Origin of the sequence: Streptomyces sp. KLMMK, assembly GCF_036961605.1 — a bacterium.
Classification (GTDB): domain Bacteria; phylum Actinomycetota; class Actinomycetes; order Streptomycetales; family Streptomycetaceae; genus Streptomyces; species Streptomyces telluris.
This window is the reverse complement of sequence record NZ_JBAMDC010000781.1, coordinates 1-877: the sequence shown is the minus strand read 5'-3', so window position 1 is coordinate 877 and position 877 is coordinate 1. Positions and strand designations below refer to the sequence as shown.

Sequence of the window (877 nt, the reverse complement as noted above, 5' to 3'; positions counted from 1 at the left end):
GCCCTCCAGCAACGTGTCATTGACGATCTCCAACGCCGGACGCCCGGTGAGCGCCTCGTCCAGATCGGTCTCCAGGCCGTTCTTCTCGCCGTCGATGATGCGGCGCTGGAGCCGCTCGTCGAGCGGCAGGGCGAGGAGCTCCTCGGCCTTTCCCGCCTTCATCGACTTGGTGTCGACGCCTTCGAAGAGCTCCAGCAGGTGCTGCAGGGGGTCGTAGCCCTCGCGGCGCCGGTCGTAGATCAGGTCGTGGGCGGCCTGGACCTGTTCCTCTTCCAGGCGGGCGATCGGGAGGATCTTCGAGGCGTGGACGATGGCCGAGTCCAGGCCGGCCTTCACGCACTCGTCGAGGAAGACGGAGTTGAGGACCATGCGGGCGGCCGGGTTGAGGCCGAAGGAGATGTTCGACAGGCCGAGCGTCGTCTGCACGTCGGGGTGGCGGCGCTTGAGCTCGCGGATCGCCTCGATGGTGGCGATGCCGTCCTTGCGGGACTCCTCCTGTCCCGTGCAGATGGTGAAGGTGAGGCAGTCGATGAGGATGTCCGACTCCTGCACCCCCCAGTTGCCCGTGAGGTCGTCGATCAGCCGTTCGGCGATCTCGACCTTCTTCTCGACGGTGCGGGCCTGGCCCTCCTCGTCGATGGTGAGCGCGATCAGGGCGGCTCCGTGCTCGACCGCCAGCCGGGTGATCCTGGCGAAGCGGGAGTCGGGGCCGTCGCCGTCCTCGTAGTTGACGGAGTTGATGACGGCCCGGCCGCCGAGCTTCTCCAGGCCGGCCTGGATGACGGCCGGTTCGGTGGAGTCGAGGACGATGGGCAGGGTGGAGGCGGTGGCGAAGCGGCCGGCGATCTCGGCCATGTCGGCGACGCCGTCGCGGCCG

At 68.5% G+C, this 877-nt stretch carries 1 protein-coding gene; it reads right to left on the bottom strand.

The annotated features are described in order from the left end of the window. The coding region (locus V7793_RS37925) for a dihydropteroate synthase (RefSeq protein WP_336014308.1) at positions 1-877 on the bottom strand (877 nt) is incomplete at both ends.